25 protein-coding genes and 1 pseudogene are annotated in these 21789 nt (G+C 31.7%); 20 read left to right on the top strand and 6 right to left on the bottom strand.

Features of this window, described 5'->3' with window-relative positions; all coding sequences use genetic code 11:
* Positions 1–26: 26 nt before the first annotated feature.
* The 4 genes from bla-B1-FLAV to nadC form a co-directional block, all read right to left on the bottom strand.
* The gene (gene bla-B1-FLAV, locus DM444_RS02705; RefSeq protein ID WP_111283739.1) at positions 27–770 is read right to left on the bottom strand and encodes a subclass B1 metallo-beta-lactamase; all 744 of its coding nucleotides are present in this window, start codon (positions 768–770) and stop codon (positions 27–29) included.
* A gap of 10 nt (positions 771–780) precedes the next feature.
* Entirely contained in the window at positions 781–1209 is a 429-nt protein-coding gene (locus DM444_RS02700; protein WP_111283737.1) for a DUF2147 domain-containing protein, read from the bottom strand.
* 1 nt (position 1210) lies between these two features.
* Positions 1211–2134, bottom strand: coding sequence for a YihY/virulence factor BrkB family protein (locus DM444_RS02695; RefSeq protein ID WP_111283735.1), 924 nt, complete (start codon positions 2132–2134; stop codon positions 1211–1213).
* 98 nt (positions 2135–2232) lie between these two features.
* Positions 2233–3090, bottom strand: coding sequence for a carboxylating nicotinate-nucleotide diphosphorylase (nadC, locus tag DM444_RS02690; RefSeq protein WP_111283733.1), 858 nt, complete (start codon positions 3088–3090; stop codon positions 2233–2235).
* Positions 3091–3295: 205 nt separating this feature from the next.
* On the opposite strand from nadC, the gene DM444_RS02685 reads away from it, so the two are divergent.
* The 8 genes from DM444_RS02685 (at position 3296) to DM444_RS02650 (ending at position 9771) form a co-directional block, all read left to right on the top strand.
* Positions 3296–4396 (top strand): DNA alkylation repair protein, encoded by a 1101-nt coding sequence (locus DM444_RS02685; protein ID WP_111283731.1) that lies wholly within the window; start codon positions 3296–3298, stop codon positions 4394–4396.
* Positions 4397–4712: 316 nt separating this feature from the next.
* The gene (locus DM444_RS02680) at positions 4713–5594 is read left to right on the top strand and encodes a pirin family protein (RefSeq protein WP_111283729.1); all 882 of its coding nucleotides are present in this window, start codon (positions 4713–4715) and stop codon (positions 5592–5594) included.
* A 2-nt stretch (positions 5595–5596) separates the two neighbouring features.
* The gene (locus DM444_RS02675; protein WP_111283727.1) at positions 5597–5992 is read left to right on the top strand and encodes an OsmC family protein; all 396 of its coding nucleotides are present in this window, start codon (positions 5597–5599) and stop codon (positions 5990–5992) included.
* Between the two features lie 5 nt (positions 5993–5997).
* Positions 5998–6282 (top strand): GNAT family N-acetyltransferase, encoded by a 285-nt coding sequence (locus DM444_RS02670; protein WP_111283725.1) that lies wholly within the window; start codon positions 5998–6000, stop codon positions 6280–6282.
* A gap of 343 nt (positions 6283–6625) precedes the next feature.
* On the top strand, positions 6626–8041 hold the full coding sequence (locus DM444_RS02665; protein ID WP_111283723.1) for an amidohydrolase family protein: 1416 nt from the start codon (positions 6626–6628) through the stop codon (positions 8039–8041).
* Between the two features lie 109 nt (positions 8042–8150).
* Positions 8151–8456 carry an antibiotic biosynthesis monooxygenase family protein gene (locus DM444_RS02660; RefSeq protein WP_111283721.1) on the top strand — a complete coding sequence of 102 codons (306 nt, stop codon included), beginning with the start codon at positions 8151–8153 and terminating at the stop codon, positions 8454–8456.
* Positions 8457–8643: 187 nt separating this feature from the next.
* Positions 8644–9117, top strand: coding sequence for a 23S rRNA (pseudouridine(1915)-N(3))-methyltransferase RlmH (gene rlmH, locus DM444_RS02655; RefSeq protein WP_111283719.1), 474 nt, complete (start codon positions 8644–8646; stop codon positions 9115–9117).
* A 195-nt stretch (positions 9118–9312) separates the two neighbouring features.
* On the top strand, positions 9313–9771 hold the full coding sequence (locus DM444_RS02650; protein WP_111283717.1) for a CHRD domain-containing protein: 459 nt from the start codon (positions 9313–9315) through the stop codon (positions 9769–9771).
* Between the two features lie 73 nt (positions 9772–9844).
* Here the strand turns inward: DM444_RS02650 and DM444_RS02645 are convergent, their stop codons facing one another.
* Both DM444_RS02645 and folP read right to left on the bottom strand, forming a co-directional pair.
* Entirely contained in the window at positions 9845–10477 is a 633-nt protein-coding gene (locus DM444_RS02645) for a hypothetical protein (protein WP_111283715.1), read from the bottom strand.
* Positions 10478–10625: 148 nt separating this feature from the next.
* Positions 10626–11459: a dihydropteroate synthase gene (folP, locus tag DM444_RS02640; RefSeq protein WP_111283713.1), complete on the bottom strand. Its 834-nt coding sequence runs from the start codon at positions 11457–11459 to the stop codon at positions 10626–10628.
* A 210-nt stretch (positions 11460–11669) separates the two neighbouring features.
* Here folP and DM444_RS02635 point away from each other — a divergent pair, with 210 nt between their 5' ends.
* From DM444_RS02635 to DM444_RS02580, 12 genes and pseudogenes are all read left to right on the top strand, one after another.
* Positions 11670–12212 carry a DUF1599 domain-containing protein gene (locus DM444_RS02635; protein ID WP_111283711.1) on the top strand — a complete coding sequence of 181 codons (543 nt, stop codon included), beginning with the start codon at positions 11670–11672 and terminating at the stop codon, positions 12210–12212.
* A 65-nt stretch (positions 12213–12277) separates the two neighbouring features.
* Positions 12278–13378 carry a BT_3928 family protein gene (locus DM444_RS02630; RefSeq protein ID WP_111283709.1) on the top strand — a complete coding sequence of 367 codons (1101 nt, stop codon included), beginning with the start codon at positions 12278–12280 and terminating at the stop codon, positions 13376–13378.
* Between the two features lie 92 nt (positions 13379–13470).
* Positions 13471–14496, top strand: coding sequence for a hypothetical protein (locus tag DM444_RS02625; RefSeq protein WP_111283707.1), 1026 nt, complete (start codon positions 13471–13473; stop codon positions 14494–14496).
* Positions 14497–14717: 221 nt separating this feature from the next.
* Entirely contained in the window at positions 14718–15161 is a 444-nt protein-coding gene (locus tag DM444_RS02620) for a hypothetical protein (protein WP_111283705.1), read from the top strand.
* A 32-nt stretch (positions 15162–15193) separates the two neighbouring features.
* Entirely contained in the window at positions 15194–15853 is a 660-nt protein-coding gene (locus tag DM444_RS02615) for an alpha/beta hydrolase (RefSeq protein ID WP_111283703.1), read from the top strand.
* A 324-nt stretch (positions 15854–16177) separates the two neighbouring features.
* The gene (locus tag DM444_RS02610) at positions 16178–16675 is read left to right on the top strand and encodes a TlpA family protein disulfide reductase (RefSeq protein ID WP_111283701.1); all 498 of its coding nucleotides are present in this window, start codon (positions 16178–16180) and stop codon (positions 16673–16675) included.
* 54 nt (positions 16676–16729) lie between these two features.
* Positions 16730–17482, top strand: coding sequence for a triose-phosphate isomerase (tpiA, locus tag DM444_RS02605; RefSeq protein ID WP_111283699.1), 753 nt, complete (start codon positions 16730–16732; stop codon positions 17480–17482).
* 196 nt (positions 17483–17678) lie between these two features.
* The gene (prmA, locus tag DM444_RS02600; protein WP_111283697.1) at positions 17679–18512 is read left to right on the top strand and encodes a 50S ribosomal protein L11 methyltransferase; all 834 of its coding nucleotides are present in this window, start codon (positions 17679–17681) and stop codon (positions 18510–18512) included.
* 36 nt (positions 18513–18548) lie between these two features.
* On the top strand, positions 18549–18824 hold the full coding sequence (locus DM444_RS02595; protein WP_095927736.1) for an ATP-dependent Clp protease adaptor ClpS: 276 nt from the start codon (positions 18549–18551) through the stop codon (positions 18822–18824).
* A gap of 238 nt (positions 18825–19062) precedes the next feature.
* Positions 19063–20331, top strand: a pseudogene (locus tag DM444_RS02590) (sterol desaturase family protein); the annotation flags it as partial.
* A gap of 12 nt (positions 20332–20343) precedes the next feature.
* Positions 20344–21030 carry a lysoplasmalogenase gene (locus DM444_RS02585; RefSeq protein WP_111283747.1) on the top strand — a complete coding sequence of 229 codons (687 nt, stop codon included), beginning with the start codon at positions 20344–20346 and terminating at the stop codon, positions 21028–21030.
* A gap of 21 nt (positions 21031–21051) precedes the next feature.
* Positions 21052–21498, top strand: coding sequence for a 2-dehydro-3-deoxyphosphooctonate aldolase (locus DM444_RS02580; protein ID WP_111283695.1), 447 nt, complete (start codon positions 21052–21054; stop codon positions 21496–21498).
* The last annotated feature ends 291 nt before the right edge of the window (positions 21499–21789 follow it).

The raw sequence follows: 21789 nt of genomic DNA, 5'->3' as shown, positions 1-21789 counted from the left end.
TAACTCCTTTATATGATTTGGAAAAATTACTTCTTCCCAGTTGATTTAGCCAAATATTCGTCGACTAATTTTAAAGTATGATTTAAAGATTCAATATTAGTCCAGTCGTCATGTCCGGGAATAATATATTTTGGATTTTTACATTTCAATTGAACCTTTGCAATTGATTTTTTCCATTCGCTAACATCAGCATCTCCTAAATAACCAAGATCATTCGCTTCGGCACTTTTCACAAAACAGCCTCCGTAAAGAATTTTCTCTTTTCCGAACCACGTAACGATATTATCTGGCGCGTGCCCTTTTCCTGGATAAAAGACTTCAAATTTATATTTTCCAACAGTAAATACAGTATCATTCGAAATTAAAAATTCGGCTCTTTTTTCGTTTTTCTTTTTAAGAATTTCATCTGTTAATTTACCCGAATACGTTTTAATTCCTTTATCTCTGTAAAAACCTAATCCGCCAGCACGATCGTCATGCGAATGCGTTGCAAAAACCATTATTACATCTTTATTATGTTTCGCTTTTATGCTATCTAATAAAGGTTGAAACTGTGTTTTATCCCAAGGCGCATCAAAAAGAACAACACCTTTATCTGTAACCAGATACATGGCATTGGCAGAAATCTTTACTCCTTTATAATCGTTAAAAGTTCTATAAACATAAAAGTCACCCGTAAGATGACTTATTTGTAATGGCGAATTCTTAGATTGTCCAAAGGTGTTTGAAACTATAACTAAGAATAAAATTATCGAAGCTAATTTTCGCATTAGATTTTAATTAGTTTTTTACTCTCGTCCAATATTGCGTTCTTCCCATTATAGAAACTCCCACATATCCACGAAGTTTTAATTTATCAGCAGATTCTAAAGTAATATAGCATTTATACTTTTTACCGCTTCCTGGATCTAAAATCGTTCCTCCATTATATTCTGAACCATCTTTTTTAAGACCATTCATAATTACCATTCCTAAAATTGGTTTGTTTTTTTCGGCTCCGTCACATTTTGCGCAAAGATCTTTTTTGTGACTATCACGAAGAATGTCTATTACTTTACCATAAATTTTTCCTGATTTCTCGTAAATCTCTACGATAGATTTAGCTTCTCCTGTTTCATCATCAATTGTTTTCCATTTTCCAATTACACTTTGGCTTTGCATGGTCAGCGCAAAGAAAAAAACTCCGATAGTTAGCATCCAATTTTTCATACTATTTATTTTTTTTTTGTTTTAATTTTCTGATTGAAGCGTTCAATTCGAACCCTAAAAGCAGAATCATACAGTTTATCCAAATGTAAAACATTAGAATTAATAATGTCCCAATTGAGCCATAAAGTTCATTATATTTTGAAAATTTTATAACCCAAATCCCAAAAAAGAACGAAGATATAACAATTAAGATCGTTGTAAAAACAGAACCAATACTTATAAAAGGTACTTTATTGTACTGTTTTGTACCATAACGCAATAATATTGAAGATGTTATCAAAATCATTAAAACAACAAACAAATATCGACCCAAAATGATCAATGGAATTCGATCGCTTAACACATCTTGAATGATTGTTTTTTGAATAAAGACCTCAAAAACGACAATTGTCGCTACTGTCACAAACAGAATAACTGTCATTACCATAGAAATTGCCAATGCAACTAGATATTGCCTGAAAAAACCACGTTTATCAAAAACATGTTTAGAAGATTCAAAACCACTCAAGATCCCATTAATTCCGTTCGCCATTAAAAAAATAGAAAGCAAAAATCCTGATGATAATAAACCAGAGTGACTATTATTTAAAATATCGCTGATAATTTTACTAATAGCATCAAAAGTATTTGGAGGTACACTCTGCTGAACAAACTGCAGAAAATCTTCCTGAAAATTATCTATCGGAATAAACGGGATTAAGTTTAAGATAAATAGCGCAAAAGGAAAAAGTGCCATAAAAAAGCTAAAAGAGACCGCACTGGCATGATATGAAAAAGCACCTTCAAGAATTCCTAAAGTGTACATTTCCAGCAAATCATACATTGAAAACCCCTCTAACCAAGGCAATTTTATTCTTTTAAAAAGCCGGGCTAAAGAACGCACCACAGGTATTTTCTCAATCCTTGCTTCTATCTCTTGGGACATATTTTTTGATTTTAGATTTTAGAGTTATGATTTTTTAGATAAAAACAAATAGCTTTTAAAATCAAACTCATACTTATAACTCAAAACTAATAACTTCCTTAAAAGGCTTTCAAACTCAAATCCATGTTATGAACCGAATGCGTTAAAGCTCCTGACGAAATATAATTTACACCGCATAAAGCATATTCGCGGATGGTTTTTTCGCTAATATTACCTGAAGATTCCGTCTGGCATTTTGTTCCAATTAATTCAACAGCCGTTTTAGTGTCTTCATAATTAAAATTGTCTATCAAGATTCTATGAACACCATCGCTTAACAAAATCTCCCTGATTTCGTCTAAGTTACGAGCTTCAACAATAATCTTCAAATCAAGATTATTTTCTATTAAATATTCTTTTGTTTTTGCAATAGCGCGCGTAATTCCTCCTGCAAAATCAATATGATTGTCTTTTAACATAATCATATCATACAAAGCATAACGATGGTTCTCGCCTCCTCCAATTTTTACAGCCCATTTTTCTGCAACTCTAAAATTTGGCGTTGTTTTACGTGTGTCTAAAATTTTTGCATTTGTTCCTTCCATAAGCTTCATTAAAAAGCTTGTTTTTGTTGCAATTGCAGACATACGCTGCATAGTGTTCAAAACAACTCTTTCGGCCTTTAAAATAGATTGTGAACTTCCTGAAACTTCAAAAACAACTTCTCCATATTCTACATGAGTTCCGTCTTCAATAAAAGTTTTCACTTTCAGTTTTGGATCCACGTGTTCAAATATCAATTTAGCAAGTTCAACACCAGCAATTATTCCCTGATCTTTTACCAATAATTTCGCCTGACCGTGAGCTGAATCTGGAATACAAGCCAATGAACTGTAATCGCCTGGTCCAACATCTTCTCTAATAGCATTAGTAATTAAAAGTTGTAATTCTGCTTGAAATTGAGCTTCGCTTATCATTTTTCTATTTTTAATAATAATGCTAAATTAGAATATATTTTATGGATTTGAAAGTTCCGACAACATGAAAAATTACACAAAACATTAAATATCTCTTTTTTAACCATTAAGACACTCAGAAAAATAAAGTTACAATTCTTAACAAAACTTAATCTTTCAATAAGCGTTCAATTAAATATCTTTGAGGTTCAATCAAGCAAAAATTATGGGATTAATTAAAGATATTTACTCGGTTTCTTTTTACGAAAAATTTGGTCAGGCTGTCGCCGAAGTGAATCCTTCATTCAACAAAAAGAAATTCATTGAAGCTATTTACGAAGGTGATTTTGCTCAAAAAGAATGGAAAGAAAGAATGAAGCACACAACGGTGGTTTTACATCAGTTTATGCCTCAAAATTTTCCCGAAGCCGTTTCTCTAATTGATAAAATCATCGAAAACTTAAAGAAAAATAGTTTTACTGATGGCAATTTGGCTTTCATTTTCTTTGCCGATTATATTGAAAATTACGGCTTAGACGATTTTGAAACATCTGTAAAAGCCTTTGTTTCGATCACACAATTTATAAGCTGCGAATTTGCTGTTCGTCCTTTCATTTTAAAATATAAAGAAAGAATGATTGACGAAATGATCAAATGGTCTTTACACGAAAATCATCATGTTCGCAGATTGGCAAGTGAAGGATCAAGGCCAAGATTGCCTTGGGCAATGGCAATTCCGTTTCTGAAAAAAGATCCCTCTTCTATTCTTCCTATTTTAGAAAATCTAAAAAATGATCCTTCAGAATATGTTCGCAGAAGTGTTGCCAACAATTTGAATGATATTGTAAAAGATAATCCTGAAATTGTTCTTGAAATCGCTTCAAGATGGAAAGGTCACAGCAAAGAAACGGACGGAATTATTAAACATGGATGTAGAACTTTACTAAAACAAGGACATCCGGACATTTTAAGCCATTATGGTTTAGAAAGTACAGATATTGAACTTTCGTCTTTCGAAATCAAAACGCCAACTGTGAAAATTGGAGATTATCTTCAGTTTCATTTTCACTTGAATAATAAAAACGAAAAGCCAAAAACAGTTCGTTTAGAATATGCTGTTCATTATAAAAAAGCAAAAGGACATTTGGCGAAAAAAGTTTTCAAAATCAGTGAAAAAATCTATCATCCGAATCAATTAACAAAAATTGAAAGAAATCAGTCTTTTAAATTGATTACGACACGTGTTTTTCATGCGGGAACTCATCAATTGTCCATTATAATTAATGGAACGGAGAGTGACTCCCTAAGTTTCGACCTAATTGAATAATGTCCTATTTTAATGCTCCAGCGGAGCAGAATATTTATAGCTAATATTATCGTATTCCACAAAAAAAGCTCCAGCGGAGCGACATATTTATTTCGCCCCGCTGGGGCTTAGTCGTTGTGGCAACCTTATTATTCTACAAATATTTCGTTCCTCTGGGACTTTTTGAAACTAAATTTAATCATCAACTAAAAACTTAACCAACGTTTTTCCTTATTTTTATAATTCAAAAAAAAACAAAAACAAGTTTTCTTAATCTAAATTAAGTTACAGACTAGCATCACAACTGTAATTTTGTTTTCAAATCAAATAATACCACATGTCAAATATCAGTTTAATTATCGAAGAACGTGCTGCCAACATTGGCAATTTTATGGTTGGCAGATTATTGCCTTTCCGCGAAAAAAGAGCTGTCGGACCATTTGTATTTATCGATCATATGGGACCTGCGCATTTAAGTGATCATGAAAATATGGATGTTCCTCCGCACCCGCATATCGGACTTTCTACGCTAACTTTTTTGTTTGAAGGAAGCATTATGCACCGCGACAGTTTAGGAACAGAATTAGAAATAAAACCCGGCGCTGTAAACTGGATGACAGCAGGAAAAGGAATAGTTCATTCTGAAAGAACTCCAGAATATTTAAGACATTCTGATAAAATGCTTCACGGATTACAGATTTGGGTTGCGCTTCCGAAAGAATTAGAGCAAATGGATCCAAATTTCACGCACGTTGAAGCAGACGATATTCCAGCTTGGGAAGAAGACGGTGTTTCATATAAATTAATTGCAGGTGAAGCTTTTGGCAAAAAATCGCCAGTTCCTGTTTATAGTCCGCTTTATTTTATTGAAATAAAAAGCAAAGAAGCGAAGAAAATCAATATTGGTAAGCATTTATTCGGCGAAAGCGGTTTGTATATTTTAGAAGGAAGTATTAAAAATGGCGAACATGTTTATGATCCGAGACAAATTTTAATTACAACTGAAGCTTCTCTTTGTGAATTTGAAATTTCCGAAAATTCAACGGTTTATATCTTTGGCGGACAACCATTTCCTGAAGAACATTTTATCTTTTGGAATTTCGTTTCATCTGATAAAGAATTAATCGAAAAAGCTAAAACTGACTGGACAAACCAAACTTTCCCAAAAGTTCCAGGCGAAACCGAATTTGTGCCATTACCTGAACCAAGAATCAAATAATTATGGATACAGTATCAGCAAAAATAGATACGCGTTTGTATCGCACGGAAATCACTTCTGCAAGCGGAAATGTTTTAATTTCAGACGAACCTCAGCAATTAGGCGGAAAAAATTTAGGTTTAAATCCGACCGAGCTTTTGGCGTCATCATTGGCTTCTTGCACATTAATTACATTACGAATGTACATTAATCGTAAACAATGGAACGTCGAAGAAATCAATATCAAAATTGATTTTGAAAGAGATTCAGAGAGAAATTGTACCTCATTCACCCGAAGAATCGAAGTAATCGGTGAAGTTAACGAAGAGCAAAGACAAAGATTAGAAACGATTGCAAACAGCTGTCCAATTCATAAAACACTGACACATTCAATCGAAATTAAAACGACATTAATATAATTACAATGGAAATTCAACAAATAAACGATACAAGAAAAGGCTATTTTGAAGCAATTGAAGACGGAAAAGAAGCTGGAAAAATGACTTATACTTGGGCAGGAGATTCTAAATTCATCATTGATCACACTGAAGTAAGCCCCGATTTTAACGGAAAAGGTGTCGGCAAAAAACTAGTTATGGCTGCGGTAGATTATGCAAGAGCAAACAACTTAAAAATTATTCCGCTTTGTCCTTTCGCGAAAAGCGTTTTTGATAAGGTTGAAGAAATTCGTGATGTACTTTTTTCTTGAGGTTCAAAGTTGCAAAGGGATAAAGGCACAGAGGTTTTCTATCTTTGTCTAAAGTTTTATTGTAGAGACGCACTGTTGTGCGTCTTTCGCATTTTATAAACGTCCTGTTTGTCATTTCGACGAAGGAGAAATCTCCACGAGTAACTCCGCAACGAAAATCCAATCTTTATCGAGCTTCTTGCCAAAATTTCTCCTTCGTCGAAATGACAAAAATTGCGAAAGACCACAATCTACTTAAAAAAAACTTTGCCCCTTTGAACCTCTGCTCCTTCGTCCCTCCAAAAACAAAATTTTCAAATCTCCTTGGAAACTCGTATATTTGCATGTAATTTAAACTTAGAGTATGACAAGGATAATTACGCTTTTCTGTATTTTTATAACACAAATCGGCTTTTCTCAATCAGCTGAGAGTTATTTAGAAAAAATCAGAAATAACGAAGCTCTCTTAACAGCTTTTTTTCAACAAATGCCTAAAGGAGGCGATTTACACCACCATTTTTCAGGATCAGTTTATGCAGAACCGCTTTTAGAAAGAGCTATTGCCGAAGATTTTTATCTGAATCTAGAAACTATGGCGGTTTCAAAAACAAAACCTTCAAACGGAAACTGGGAAAACTTTTCATCTCTTGCAAATAAAGGAAAATTAGATTATTACGAACAGCAAATCATGCAGACTTGGTCTGTAAAAGATTATAATGGTTCTGTGCCTTCTGATGATCAGTTTTTTGATTCTTTCATGAAATTTGAACCTACTATTCAAGGTCATTTTGCAGAAGGAATACTTGAATTAAAAAAGCGCGCCATTGCCGAAAATGTTTCTTATATCGAAACTCAATTATCAACAATTCCGTGTGATATGAATGTTTCTGATTTAGCTGATTTTAATACAAAATTACGTCAGGCCGCAGATCAAAAAGACGAAAAAGCAGTTCTGAAACTTTTGGACGAATTATACAAATCACTTCAGAAAAAAGAAGCTAAAAAATATGCTGAGGATTTCAACAATAATTTCATAGCAAAACTGCATAAAGATTTAAAAATAGATGACGAAAAATTCACTATGCGTTATCAGAACTTTGTGCTTCGTTTTATGGAACCTGTAGATTTGTTTAAAAATCTGATTATTGCTTTTATTTCGTCAAGCGAAAGTAAACTGACTGCGGGTGTAAATATAGTTTCTCCAGAACACGGAAAAACTTCGATGAAAGATTACTGGCTACACATGGTAATGTTTAAATATTGCCATTCGAAATTTCCAGATGTAAAATATACGCTTCATGCGGGCGAATTGGCTTTAGGTTTGGTTCAGCCAGAAGAATTGACTTGGCATATTAATGATGCAATTTACGTTGCAGGAGCAAACAGAATTGGTCACGGAGTAGATATTGCTTACGAAGCAAATTCGTATGATTTATTGAAATATATGGCTCAAAAAAATATTCCAATCGAGATTAATTTAGTGAGTAACGAATTCATTTTGAAAGTAAAAGAAAACAGACATCCGTTTACGCTTTACAAAGAATTTAATGTGCCAATTGTAATTAGTACTGATGACGCAGGAATTTTAAGAAGCAATATGACAGAACAATATGTTTTATTAGCGAAAAGATATCCTGATGTAAATTATGAAACGATCAAAAAATACGTTTACAACAGCATCAATTACAGTTTTATTCAAGATACATCGGTAAAAAAACAATTGATTAAGGATTTAGATAATCGTTTTAAAACTTTTGAATCGAAATTTTCTAAAAACTAATATTTAATTTCACGCAGATTTTACAGATTTAAGCTGATTTGTCCAGATTTTTATCTAAAAAATTAAATCTGCTCAAATCTGTAAAATCTGCGTGCAAAAAAATAAAATTATGATCCTAGAAGCAGCATTTCTTTATGTAAAACTAGAATTAGCCAATCAATTTGAAGCTGATTTTTCGAAAGCAAGTCAATATATTTCATCAATAGATGGTTATTTAGGACATCGTTTGGAAAAATGTCTAGAAGTAGAAAACAAATACCTTTTACTGGTCGATTGGAATACGCTTGAAGATCATACAGTAGGTTTTAGAACTTCTGAAGCGTATTTAGAATGGAAAAAGATCTTGCATCACTATTACGAACCATTTCCGATTGTAGAACATTTTGAAACGGTTTTTGAGAATAAAAAACAATAAATTGCTTTGCGTAAACAATTAAACACATAGAAACATAGGCATAATTGTTTCCGTTTAAGATTACAGAAAAAGCAAGCTTTAACACATAGCTATGTGTATTGCGGTTAGTGAAACGCCTTTTACAGACAAAGAAAAACTATGTCTCTATGTGTTTAAATTACCGCAATTCGTGGCAAAAACTTAGCAAATGAACATCAAACTTATCGCAATAGGTAAAACAGATAACAAATCGCTTCAAACGTTGATTGACGATTACACCAAACGTTTGTCTTTTTATATCAAATTTGAATTGGAGATTATTCCAGACATCAAAAACGTAAAAAACTTATCTGAAAGCCAGCAAAAAGAAAAAGAAGGCGAATTGATTCTTTCAAAACTTTCTGCCACCGATCAATTAATTTTATTGGACGAAAACGGAAAAACTTTCTCAAGCGTTGGTTTTTCTGAAGAATTGCAAAAGAAAATGAATTCTGGTGTAAAAACACTGGTTTTTGTTATTGGTGGACCTTACGGATTTTCTGAAACCGTTTATAAAAAAGCGCAGGGAAAAGTTTCGCTTTCGCTAATGACATTTTCACATCAAATGGTTCGTTTATTTTTTATCGAACAACTGTACCGCGGATTTACCATTTTACGAAATGAACCTTATCATCATCAATAAGTTTATTTTAAGTTTTAGATTTCAAATTTTTAATTTAAAAATTTATTGCCTCCAAAAACCATAAAAATTTAATAATCAATATTTTAAACCATAAAACAAAATTAAAATCGTAAATTTACAGTGCTTTATTATCTCTTAAAAGATTTAATAATTATAGTTTTTTAACCTTTTTTCTAATTTAAAAAAAACATAATTATGAAAGCTCTAATTAAATTTTCAGCATTTTTATTTCTGCTCTTTATTGGAACTTCATGTTCTAATAGTGATGACAACAATTCACCTGTTATGGTAACTTTCTCAGCTGCCTTAACTCCTCCAACTGGTGTTACTTCTACAGCTTCTGGCACTGCTGCGCTCACATTAAATAAAACGGCAAAAACATTCGAAATCAAAGTTACTTATTCGGGGTTAACACCAACACACGGTCATATACATGCCGCAGATGGTGCAATAGTTATCCCGTTTTCTGATGAAAGTGTAGCAACTTCTCCATTTACTGTGTCTGGCAGCGTGACAGATGCACAAATTACAGAACTTATGGCCAATCATTATTATGTAAATTTACATACCACAGCATATCCTAATGGCGAAATTAGTGGTACTTTAATGAAAACTGGCACTTCCGGAGGTGGCGGAGGTGGTGGCGGTTATTAACCTTACAATTAAAAAAAGCCTTTCTGATTCTAGAAAGGCTTTTTAATTCTTGTTTTTCTTGCTCTTAATTCCTTTAGAAAATAAATTCTACTGGGAGTTTATCAAGATTGTAAGTCACATCTTTTTGCAGTAAAATTTTATATTGAATATACTCTCCGTAACTCATATCCTTATCGAATAAAAACACCAAATCTGGGACTCTATCAAACTTTATGCTATAAAAATACTTTAATATTTCGGAAATTTTTATTTCCTTATTTCCCATGAAAACCTGTTTTTTTCCTTTTTTAAAATAAACAACAAAACTTCCTGCGGTAGGTTTTTCCATTTTATAAAACACTTTCGTAAAAGGAATAAAAGCTAAATTCTTTCCAATAGAATCTGCATAAGAATAATAGTTTTCAGATTCTTCATTCTGATGCATTTTCTCGTTACGCTTTTTTTCTTGCATTTTTATTACCTGCGGCATAACCGATTTTAAAGGCAAGCGTTTGTCTATATTAAAAATCCAATTGGTTGATATAATGGCACTTTTTCTATTCAAATCGGCAATTGTATCTTTTCCATCAACTTTGAAAAAGATGTAAATCGGCGAATGATCTTGTACGTCTTTTACAATTGAAACATTTGATTTTGGTAATAAAACGTCTTCTTTTTTTCCGCAGGAGAAAAGTAGGAAAGCTATAATTAGGGTAAAGTATTTCATTTTATTTATTTTTTACACAAAGAATTAATACAACGTTTTGTCATTCCGAGGAACGAGGAATCACACTCGAAACTCAACAAAGATTGGCGACATACTTTGAGGAAATACTAGTGTGATTCCTCGTTCCTCGGAATGACAAATCTATCGTTTAAATAGTATTCAAACTCATTTTACCAAACAAAGTAACACATTCCACCGCTTCTTTCACATCATGAACACGAAGAATTTTAGCGCCTTTTGTCAAAGCTATTGTATTCAAGAAAGTAGTTCCGTTTAAGGCTTCTTGTGGAGTGATATCAAGTGTTTTATAAATCATCGATTTTCTAGAAATTCCTGCTAAAACTGGTAATTCTAAAATATTAAAAAGTTCCATTTTCTGCATTACTTCATAATTCTGATCGGTTGTTTTAGCAAAACCGAAACCAGGATCTAAAATCAAATCGTTGATTCCTAGACTACGTGCTTTTTTTACTTTTTCTGAAAAATAGAAAAGCATTTCTTTTATAATATCATCGTATTGCGTCAAACTCTGCATAGTCTGCGGATTGCCTCGCATGTGCATCATGATATACGGAACGTTATAATGCGCAATTACATCAAACATTTTATCGTCTAATTCGCCAGCAGCAATATCGTTTATAATTGCCGCGCCACTTTCTATACTTGCTTTTGCAACTTCGGCTCTAAAAGTATCAATAGATAATAAAGTCTTTGGAAAGTGTTTTAAAATCAATTCGATTGCTGGAACAATTCTGTCGATTTCTTCTTGTTCTGTTACAAATTCAGCGCTTGGTTTACTAGAATACGCTCCAATATCGATGAATGTTGCGCCTTCAGAAAGCATTTTATCTACTTGCGAAATAATTTCGTCTTCGTTTTTATATTTTCCTCCGTCAAAGAAAGAATTTGGAGTAACATTAAGAATTCCCATTACTCTCGGAATTGACAAATCGATAAGTTCTCCTTTGCAGTTAATAAACATTTTGTTTCACGTTTTTATTTGTTTAACGTTTCAAGTTGATACAGATTGCGTAAGTTCGAGAACTTTAAACTTGAAACATATTTTAGTTTCAAGTTATCGCCATTAACACTTTGTTTAGAAAAAACTTGAAACAAAGCGAACCTTAAACTTGAAACTCTTAAAAAATTATCCTTATTTTTGAAGAAATTTTAGCAAATATACAGCATATAAATGAAGAATACTTCCCAAGAGTTTGATAATGTTATCGCGGTTTGCCGAACATTGTTTATCAATAAAATGAAAGATTACGGCAGTGCGTGGAGAATTTTAAGACTGCCATCGCTGACAGATCAAATTTTTATAAAAGCGCAACGAATTAGAAGTTTACAGGAAAACGAGGTTCGTAAAGTAGATGAAGACGAAAAAGGAGAATTTATCGGAATCATCAATTATTCTATCATGGCTTTGATTCAGTTAGAATTGGGCGTTGTAGATCAGCCAGATCTTGACGTAGAAAAAGCAACTGAATTATACGATGCTAAAGTAAAATTAACCAAAGATTTAATGGAAGCCAAAAATCACGATTACGGCGAAGCTTGGCGCGATATGCGTGTAAGTTCATTAACCGATTTGATTTTGCAGAAACTCCTTCGCGTTAAGCAAATTGAAGATAATAAAGGAAAAACAATAGTGTCTGAAGGAATCGATGCTAATTATCAGGATATGATTAATTATTCTGTTTTTGCTTTAATCCTAAATCCTATTACTAAATAAAATTTCAAATTTTAAATCCCAAATTCCAATGCTAAACTTGGAATTTGAATTTTTAAATATTCATTATGAAAAACATCATTACCCAATTCTCCCGATTATTTGTCGGTGTCCTATTTATTATTTCCGGATTAATCAAACTAAACGATCCTGTTGGATTCTCTTATAAACTGGCTGAATATTTCAGTGAACCTGTTTTCAATATGCCATTTTTAGAGCCATTAGCTTTAGGATTAGCGATCTTTTTAGTGATTTTAGAAGTAGTTTTAGGTGTAATGCTGTTGGTTGGCTATAAATCAAAACTAACGATTTGGGCTTTACTCTTATTGATTGTTTTCTTTACATTCCTTACTTTCTATTCAGCATATTTTGATGTAGTAAAAGATTGCGGATGTTTCGGAGACGCTTTACACTTAACGCCTTGGCAATCATTCACAAAAGATGTTGTTTTACTATTCTTTATCCTGATTTTATTTATCAACAAAAAATTAGTAAAACCTTTATTTTCTAAATTGGTAACTAACATTATCACTTTAATCAGCATTGTTTTATGCGTTTTTATGGCGGTTTGGGTTATCAATCATAATCCAATTAAAGATTTCCGTCCGTATAAAGTAGGAACAAACATCGAAAAAGGAATGGAAATTCCAGAAGGCGCTCCAAAATCTGTTGTAGAAATGATTTTTATCTACAAAGTAAATGGCGTTGAAAAAGAATTTACAGAGAAAGATTTAATGAATATTCCAGAAGGTGCTGTTTTTGTGGATCGTAAAGACAAAGTAATTACTGAAGGCTACATTCCTCCTATTCACGATTTTTCTATGACAAAAGATGATTCTGACTATAAAGAAGAATTATTAAAAGAGCCAAAATTACTAATCTTCGTAACTTACGATTTGAATTTATCAAATCCTGAAGGAATGAAAAAATTAGCAAAAGTTACTGCTGATGCAAAAGCAAAAGGTTACAAAGTAATTGGAATGACTGCTTCTGGAGCTGACGAAATTGCTAAAGCGAAGAAAAACTACGCTTTAGATATTGATTTCTATTTTTGCGATGGAACTGCTTTAAAAACAGTTGAAAGAGCAAATCCAAGTATTGTGGTTGTACATGACGGAACTATCGCTCAAAAAGTACACTACAATGATACTGATGATTTGAAATTATAATATTTCAAAAAAATATAAATTTTAAAGACGCCAATATTTCTTTTTTAGATTTATTGGCGTTTTTTTGAATAAACAATTTACCAGTAAGAAATATGAGTTCAAAACTAAAAAATGAATTAACTAGCACGTTTTCTAAATATCTTTACCTTTTTTCATTTCTATTCTTTTTAATTCTTTATGCCATCTGTGATTTTAATTTTTACGAAACTGATGGTATACATTTGCTTCCTCTTCATATTCTAGCATTAATAGCAGGTATTATTTTTGAAAGCAAAAGAATTACAAAAACCTGGAAAACAGCTGTTTTAATATCAATTATTTCTTTTATTGCTACTTTTTCTTTAGGCCTTTATTTATATCACATCTCGCCTAATACAAAATTTGATTTGACCCAAATTTTAAATCTAAGTATTTTAGCTTGGCCTATTGTTTTCTTTATTTTATATGTTACTTTTTCACTAATATTTAATCGGAGAAGAATTGCTCCTCAATTGACAGAAGGTATAACCTTAATGCTTTCGATATCCATGATTTATTGGGTTGTAGATACTGGTTTGGTAAGATTTGATAATATCATCTTACGAACATTTATTATTATTGTAATTTCTCTTTCCTTATTTTCTTTTTATAATGCTTTTAGTAAAGTTTATTTATCTGATACTAAAAAACTAATCCTAAGCATCTGGAGTTCGATAATTATGATGTTTTTTGCTATCGATAATTTATCTGGTTTTTTTCATAGTGGAAACATTGTAAGCACTAATGAATTAATACAAGGAACTTATATTGCAATTCAATATTTTCTTTTAGGTATTTCAAGTATTTACATGATTCAGAATTTTATGATGCTTATTGGTTTTCTGCCTAGTTGGAAAATATTCTTCTTTATAGAGTATTCTGACACCATAAGCGAACTCAAAAATCAACACATCGATAGATATTCAGATACACAGGTAAGCAAATCAGACTCTAAGTTCTGTATTCTTTTTGTTAGTACTATTTTCTTTTTAAATTATTGTTTTGACATCGTTTCCAGACAATTTATAATCTGGCTAACTTTTGTAACATTCCCATTCCTTTTAATGACGTATAATCATTTTCTAAATAAGAAAAAATAAACTCATTTCTTGTTTTTGCGACAGCTTTAAAAACAGTTGAAAAAGCAGATCCAAGCATTGTGATTTTGCAAAATGGAACTATTCTCCAGAAAGTTCATTACAATGATACTAATGATTTTAAATATAATATTGCATTTAAAATATTATTTTCTATTAAAGTTAACGTTTAGATTACATATAAAAATCCTACATTTGGTTAAACCAAAAACTTATAGTAATCAATGAAAAAACTACCAATAATTTCACTTCTTCTTGTTTTAATTTTTACAGCAGGATGTGGATCTGATCAACTTTGTTCTACAGGACCAGCAGTTCTTACTTTTGAATTAATTGATAAAGATTCGAGAGAAAACTTATTCGAAAATGGCACTTTTGATCCAAAAAAAGAAGTAACTATAATCGATTTAAATCAAAACAAAACAATTCAATCTGATTTTGTGGATAGCTTAAACCGTTTGTCTTTAAGCTTTGGTTGGGAATCTAATTCACTTAAGTACGCAATCAATATTGAAGGAAAAAATGTTTGCGAAATATATGTTGTAACGCAAAAGCGAAAAAGTGAATGCACCTCGATAGTAATAAAATCTGTTGAAGTTAAAAATGCAGTTTTAGAACAAGATAACACAACTGGGATAAGTAAAATTTTACTTGACACAAAAAACTAAATTAATTTCATCCTTTTTCTATCAATTAATCCATGAAAAAAATCTTTAAAACCCTTATTTACTCATTCTCCATCTTATTTAGCATTGTAAGTTTTAGCCAGACAAAAAATGAAAATCAACGTTACATTTTCTTTTTTCATAATAAATTTGTTGAAGACAGTCCGTTAAATGTACCTCATCCCGAATATGGAAAAGCAGAATACAACGAAATTTTAAAATCTTTTAGAAAAGACAACTTTATTGTTTTTAGTGAAAAAAGAAAGAAAAACACAAACGCCGCTGATTATGCCCAAAAGATTACTAAACAGGTAAAAGCATTAATTAAAAAAGGTGTTCCGCCAAATCATATTACGGTAATTGGAACTTCAAAAGGCGGTTACATTGCCCAATTTGTTTCAACTTATCTCTCCAATCCAGATGTGAATTTTGTTTTCATTGGGTGTTTTAGAGATGTTGATATTCAGGAAATTCCAGATATTAATTTCTGCGGTAATATTTTAACCATTTATGAAAAATCAGATATTTATGGAGTTTCTGCGATAAAGCGAAAAGAAACTTCTAAATGCAAAATAGAGCATTTTAAAGAAATTGAATTAAATACAAATTTGAAACACGGCTTTTTATATAAAGCATTAGATGAATGGATTGCTCCAAGCAAAAAATGGGCAAATGGAAATTATGAACTGAATTAAGATTCAAAAAAATATAAAAAGCCTTCAATAAAATTAAAATTATTGAAGGCTTTTTTATTGAAATCTGACGTTTTTTTGGATTAAAATCTTCTTCAAAAAATAAAATTTCAATCTCATTTTTAATTCTAAAAAACCTCAGCGTAAAAAATATCTGATTTTTGACCTCTACTATTACGATTTCATTCCACTTTTTCTAACCCAAAACCGCAGTTTTGTTACAGAATAAACGACTCTTCAAATTTTGTTAATGTACAATTGGCATTCCATTTGTTTGTTTAACTTTGTGAATTCAGTACCCCTAATAAAAAATAATTTTAGTAAAATATGAAACAATTAGTCCTAGCCGTAATTGCATTTATTTCTTTTTCTTGCACACAAGCTCAGAAAACAGCTTTTTCTAAAGAAGCTTTATCTGAGAAATTACTAGCCACTGACGGAAGTCAAGTTACTTTCAAAAACATCTTAAAAAAATACAAAGGAAAAACTTTGGTAATCGAAGTTTGGGCTTCTTGGTGTGGTGACTGCGTAAAAGCAATGCCAAAATTAAAAGAATTACAAGCTAATAATCCTGAGGTTTCTTACTTATTCATTTCGGCTGATAAAACTGCTGAAAAATGGAAAGCAGGAATTGAAAAACACGAATTAAATAAAGGAGATCATTACATGATGAATGACGGAATGAAAGGTCTTTTTGGAAAAGCTATCGATTTAGATTGGATTCCGCGTTACATTATCGTGGATAAAACTGGGAAAATCGCTTTATACCGCGCTATTGAAACTGATTTCGAAAAAATCAATTCTACTTTACAATCATTGAAATAATTTTTCAAGACAAAATTCAAACAAAAAACAAAAAAATAATATAAAACTACCAAAATGAGAAAATCGATTGTTGCAGGAAACTGGAAAATGCATAAAAATGCTGCACAAACTGAAGAATTATTAAACGAGTTAATTGCTAAAATTCCAGCAAAAACAAATGCACAAGTAATTGTAGCGCCAACTTTTGTAAACTTACAAGCAGCGGCTGCAAAATTAAAAAACACAACTATTGGAGTTTCTGCTCAAAATGTTCACCAAGCTGAAGGCGGTGCTTTTACAGGAGAAATTTCTGCAGATATGTTAACAAGCATTGGAGTTAATACTGTAATCTTAGGTCACTCTGAGCGCAGAGCTATTTTCCACGAAACTGATGCTTTAATTGCTAACAAAGTTGACACAGCTTTAAAACACGGCATGACAGTTATTTTCTGTTTTGGTGAAGAATTAAAAGATCGTCAATCTGGAAATCACTTTAATATTGTTGAAAATCAATTACGTGATGGTGTTTTCCATATTGCTAAAGAATCTTGGTCTAAAATTGTTTTAGCTTACGAGCCAGTTTGGGCTATTGGAACTGGAGAAACTGCTTCGCCAGAACAAGCACAAGAAATGCACGAATTCATCAGAGAAACTATCCGTAAGGCTTTTGGAGCTGAAATCGCTGATGAAGTTTCTATTTTATACGGTGGTTCTGTAAAACCAGAAAACGCTAAAGAAATCTTCTCTAAACCAGACGTAGATGGTGGTTTAATTGGAGGTGCAGCTTTAAAAGCTGACGATTTCTTAGCTATTGTTACTGCTATCTAATTTTAGATTTTAGATTTTAGATTTTAGATTTTAGATTTTAGATTTTAGATTTTAGATTTTGAAATCTCACATTATAAAAAAGTGTTTGCTGATGCAAACACTTTTTGTTTTTAAATTATTCTTAAATTAAAAATGTTCTTTTACATTTTTAGACAACTTCTACTTTGTATTCTTACCTTTGCAAAAATTTTTATTTATGTCAAACATCTATTTAGGATATCATTTTACGATTGAGCCGAAAGAATTGGGTTCTGAAATTTTAGTGGCTGAATTGGGCGAAAAAGCGTTTGAAAGTTTTACAGAAACTGAGAACGGTATTTCGGCTTTTGTGAAGAAAGATTTATGGGACGAAAATATCCTAGATGATATTTATATTTTACAATCTGAAGAGTTTAAAATTGAATATACGATTGAAGAAATCGATCAGGTAAACTGGAACGAAGAATGGGAAAAAAACTTCGAGCCAATTGATGTTGACGGAAAATGCCATGTTCGTGCTCCTTTTCATGAAAAAACAGATGCTGAATTTGATATTGTAATTGAACCAAAAATGAGTTTTGGAACAGGACATCATGAGACCACTCACATGATGATTCAGCATTTATTGGAAATGGATGTAAAAGGTTTAAAAACGCTTGATATGGGGTGCGGAACTGCCATTTTGGCCATTTTAGCTGAAATGAAAGGTGCAGAACCTATTGATGCCATTGATATTGATAATTGGTGTTATTTAAATTCTATCGAAAATGCCGAACGCAATAATTGTAAACATATCAGCGTTTATGAGGGCGATGCTGCTTTATTAGCAGGTAAAAAATACGATTTAATCATTGCCAATATCAACAGAAATATTTTGTTGAACGATATGCAGTCTTATGTTGATGCTTTAAACCCAAAAGGAATTATTCTTTTTAGCGGTTTTTATGAAGAAGATATTCCATTTATTGATGCTTCTTGCGTTGAAAAGGGTTTAATTTATGTTAAAAAGCTTCAGAGAAACAACTGGGTATCTTTAAAATATGTAAATTAGTTACTGATATTCAATTCAGTACAAAACCTATAAGACATGAGTACTAAAGAAAAAGTAAGAGAAAGAGTTCGCGAAAAAGAAGCTATTGCTTTTAATAACGAGATCATTGTGTATAATGATGATGTAAACACTTTTGATCACGTAATCGATACTCTTATGCGTGTTTGTGACCACACAGCTGAACAAGCTGAACAATGCTCTTTGATTGTTCATTACAATGGAAAATGCACTGTAAAAACAGGTCCGATTGAAAAGCTTAAACCTCAATGCACACAACTTTTGGAAGCTGGACTAAGCGCCGAAATTGTTTAGTTGAAAATAATTTAAAAATGCATTCTATTTTATTCTATACTAGAATTGAATAGAATGCATTTTTTTTGAAATTACTTCCTTTATTTCTCGCATCAAAAAGTTAGTTAAAACATTAAAGAACCTTTCCTGTTTTATTTATTTTAATTCAAAATATCACATTAAAAATCGTTTAATTTAACGATAATATAAAATGCATTCTATTTTATTATATATTTGACTGAAATAGAATGCTTTTTTTATGGAGGAATATGGAAAGATATTGATTATTGCAATGCCCATTTTTTTGACTTTAATTATCATTGAAAAAATATACGGCATTTATGTGAAAAACGATACAGCGCCACTAATAGACAGCGTATCGAGTATTAGTTCTGGAATAACCAATTCTGTAAAAGATGTTTTAGGACTCAGTATCACTTTTCTTTCCTACGAATGGCTTGTTTCTAAGATCGCATTTCAGCATTTAGAAGCCAACGTTCTATCCTACTTCATCGCCTTTTTTGTTATTGATTTCTACGGATATTGGAGTCATCGGCTAGCGCATCAAATTAATTTTCTTTGGAACAAACATGCTATTCATCATAGTAGCGAAGAATTTAATCTTGCCTGTGCACTTCGTCAGCCCATTGCTAGTTTGGTTAATTTATTTACCTTTTTATTGATTCCTGCTGCATTACTGGGCGTTCCTGCTTCTGTAATTGCGATAACCCTTCCAATACATTTGTTTTTGCAATTTTGGTATCATACCAAACACATTAAAAAAATGGGCTTTTTGGAGCATATTTTAGTAACTCCTTCACATCATCGAGTGCACCATGCCATTAATCCAGAATATTTAGACAAAAACCATTCGCAGATTTTTATTTTTTGGGATAAGCTTTTTGGAACTTTTCAAGAGGAATTAGACGATGTACCTCCTGTTTTCGGAATCACTAGACCTGCAAATACTTGGAATCCAGTTAAAATAAATTTTCAGCATTTGAGTTTATTGATTAAAGATGCCTGGCGCGCTCCTAAATGGAAAGACAAATTGACCATTTGGTTCAAACCAACAGGCTGGCGTCCAGAAAACTTTGAAGAGAAATATCCTGTAAACAAAATTGAAAATGTTTTTGATTTTGAAAAATACGGCACACAAAATTCTCAAAATCTAATATACTGGTCTGTCTCACAAATGCTAATTACGTTATTGTTTGTGAGTTATTTATTTGATAATATTGCTAAAATCGGTCTTCCAAATATCTTTATCTATGGATTTTTTATTTTTGTTACCATCTATAGTTATACGGAGTTAATGGACAAAAATCGATTTGCTCTTTTATGGGAAGGTCTTAGATTGGGACTTGTAATTTGTATTATAGCTTATTACGGCGATTGGTTTGGCTTAAATCGTGTTATTCCAATTAGTAATTATATTATTTTTACGTACCTGATCTTATCCTTTTTAACAACACTTTATTTTGTTAATTTTGAATTTAAAACCAACCAAAACCAATATATAAATTCATACCCCCCTATTATGAGAAATTCTTCTTTTTTTAAACTTTACGTTGCGTTCAGCATAGTCTATTTGGCTATTCTGGTCTCGGGCTACGAGCGTTTTGATCTTTTTCTCAAACCCATTTTAATTCCAATTATTGGGTTCGGAGCTTATTTCTACAGAAAATTTCCAACTCAGAATACTTTATTGATCGCTTTAGTATTTTCTTGGATCGGAGATGTTATTCTGCTTTTTACTGAGCTTGGCGAAATTTACTTTATCTTAGGACTTGTCAGTTTCTTAACAGCACATATTCTTTATTGCGTTCTCTTTAACAAACAAAACAGAATTAGAAAAAAACAGAATAAACCGTTTTTCATATTTGGAAGTGTTTTAATCGCCATTTATTTAATCGGGATGGTTTCTTTTTTAATGCCATATTTAGGAGAACTGCAAATTCCTGTTTCGGTTTATGCATCTGTTATTTCGATAATGCTTCTTTTTGCTTTTAACGGATTTTTAGTATGGGAAAAACCAGGTAATGCGCTTGTTTTTTTAGGCGCTCTTTTATTTGTTATTTCCGATAGTATTTTGGCTGTAAACAAATTTTATGCTCCAATTCCGAAAAGCTCATTTTTTATCATGCTGACTTATCTTCTGGCACAATATCTGATTGTAGTTGGTATTCTAAAATTAAATCCAAAAAAAATACAGCAACCAGTTTAACTTTCGCAACAACCTCAACTCATGAAAAAAATAGCTCTTTTTATTGTCTTATTAATCACTGCTTCTTCGTGCATAAGTACAAAGTCAACTTTGAAAAATGTCGACAATAATGCACCAGATTTGATTTTAAAGAAAGACAATACTTTTTCCATTACACAGTTTGCAAAAGACAAAAAATACGGTTACGATCCAGATTATCCAGTTAATATCTTTTTTCAAAATACCAATAACGAAACTTTAAACGAATCTCGTTTTTTAAATGCTTTGGCTGGACCAAATGGTGAAGTCATTACTTACACAAGATTAGAAACCTGCTGCCCGTTTCCAACTAAAAGAAGCAATATGGGAGCTGGATTCCTGAATGTTTATGAACTAAAATGGGAAGGCCAAAAGAAACCAGTTAAACTGTATTTGAATATTTATGAAAAAGGAATTTTAATGGTTCCTGTGGGATTGAGGTTGAAATAAACATAATCAATTCTTGAGATATGCTTGAATTGCTTCCTTTAATATTATTCTTTCTTCCTATCTTGTTTCAATTAATGATAGGCACTAAAACAATCTATAAGCCTGCTTCAGTTAAATTTAGTTTGGTATCTTGAACTAGTTTTATCTTTTATGATTGCCAAACTTTAGAACATGATAAATATCATGCATTAGTTTCTTTTCATGCTTTAATATTGCCTCGGAAAAAGGATTTAATCATTCTAGAGAAATTTTAGAAATTCGTTAATTCTACTAAGCTCCTAGTCAATTATT

The organism is Flavobacterium ginsenosidimutans, from assembly GCF_003254625.1.
Classification (GTDB): Bacteria; Bacteroidota; Bacteroidia; order Flavobacteriales; family Flavobacteriaceae; genus Flavobacterium; species Flavobacterium ginsenosidimutans.
Note: the sequence above shows the minus strand (reverse complement) of the source record. Positions and strands in the feature narration are given on the sequence as shown.